General features: G+C 70.8%; 1 protein-coding gene. It reads left to right on the forward strand.

Annotation, left to right across the window (positions count from 1 at the left end):
• A partial coding sequence (locus A5704_RS25320) for an SDR family NAD(P)-dependent oxidoreductase (RefSeq protein ID WP_156737762.1) occupies positions 1–1871 on the forward strand: 1871 nt, incomplete at both ends.

A 1871-nucleotide genomic window follows, 5' to 3' on the forward strand; every position in this document is an offset into this window, starting at 1 on the left:
CGACGGGCTGGGCCTGCCGGTGCTGTCGGTGGGGACGATGGTCGCCCGGCCGGTGAGCGAGCGGCAGCTGCGTGCGGCGGTGTCGAGCTCCGGCCCGGAGCGATTGTTCGACGTCGCCTGGTCGCCGGCCTCCGCAACGGCCGTCACGGACCAGGCGCCGCCGCACGAGATTCTGGAATCCCTTGCCGGTGAACAAGATCCGGTCACCGCAACCTACGAGCGCACCCACCGGGCGCTGGCCGCCGCACAGGCATGGCTGACCGAGCGCGACTCCGGCGTGCTGATCGTGGCCACCCGGGGGGCGGTCGGACTGCCGGGCGAGGACATCAGCGACCTGCCCGGCGCGGCCGTATGGGGGCTGGTGCGTTCGGCGCAGACGGAGCACCCCGGCCGCATCGTCCTGGTGGATTCCGATGTGCCGCTCGATGATCGGGCGGTCGCGTCGGCGCTCGCGACCGGCGAACCCCAGGTCTTGCTGCGCAACGGCCAGGTCTACACCGCGCGGGTTCGGCCCAGCCGCGCGGTCGACGACCTTTTGGTGCCTCCGGGCGACGGTCCCTGGCGACTGGGCATCGGCACCGCCGGCACCTTTGAAAACCTGCGGCTGGAGCCGGTTCCCAACGCCGACGCGCCGCTGGAGCCGGGTCAGGTGCGGGTGGCGCTGCGCGCGATCGCGGCCAACTTCCGCGACATCATGATCACTCTGGGCATGTTCACCCATGACGCGTTGCTCGGTGGTGAAGGCGCCGGCGTGGTCGTCGAAGTCGGTCCCGGGGTCAACGAATTCGCCGTCGGCGACTCGGTTTACGGATTTTTCCCCGACGGTAGCGGCACGCTGGTCCCGGGCGATGTCCGCCTGCTGCAGCCGATGCCGGCGGACTGGTCCTACGCCGAGGCCGCCGCGATCTCGGCGGTCTTCACCACCGCGTACATGGCCTTCGTGCACCTGGCCGATGTCAAGCCGGGCCAGCGGGTGCTGGTGCATGCGGCGGCCGGCGGTGTCGGCATGGCCGCGGTCCAGCTCGGCCGCTACCTGGGTCTCGAGATCTTCGCGACTGCCAGCCGCGGTAAATGGGACACGTTGCGGGCCATGGGCTTCGACGACGACCACATCTCGGATTCCCGCAGCCTGGAGTTCGAGGAGAAGTTCCGGGCCGTGACCGCCGGTCGCGGGGTGGATGTGGTGCTCGATTCGCTGGCGGGCGACTTCGTGGACGCCTCCCTGCGCCTGGTGGCTCCCGGCGGCGTGTTCTTGGAGATGGGCAAGACCGACATCCGCGACCCCGGCGTGATCGCCCAGCAATACCCCGGCGTGCGCTACCGCGCCTTCGACCTCTTCGAGCCCGGCCGTCCCCGGATGCACCAGTGGATGAACGAGTTAGCCGGGCTCTTCGAAGCCGGTGTGCTACGGCCGTTGCCGGTGACCACCTTCGACATCCGGCGCGGTCGCGCGGCGTTGCGGTACCTGAGCCAGGCCCGCCACATCGGCAAGGTCGTCATGACCCTTCCGGGTGCCCTGGCGACCGGCACGGTGCTCATCACCGGTGGAACCGGGATGGCGGGTTCGACGCTGGCCCGCCACCTCGTCGCGCACCACGGTGTGCGGAACATGGTGTTGCTCAGCCGCACCGGTCCCGACGCGCCCGGGGCAGCCGAGCTGATCGCCGAATTGGAGCAAGCCGGCGCCCGGGTGCGCGCCGTCGCGTGCGATGCCGCCGACCGGGCGGCATTGGCCTCGGTGCTCGCCGACATCCCGGCGGAGCATCCGCTGAGCGGGGTGATCCATGCCGCGGGCGTGCTCGACGACGCGGTCGTCACATCCTTGACCGCTGAGCGAGTGGACGCGGTGTTGCGCGCCAAGGTCGATGCGG

Source organism: Mycobacterium sp. E735 (genome assembly GCF_001666955.1).
Lineage (GTDB): Bacteria > Actinomycetota > Actinomycetes > Mycobacteriales > Mycobacteriaceae > Mycobacterium.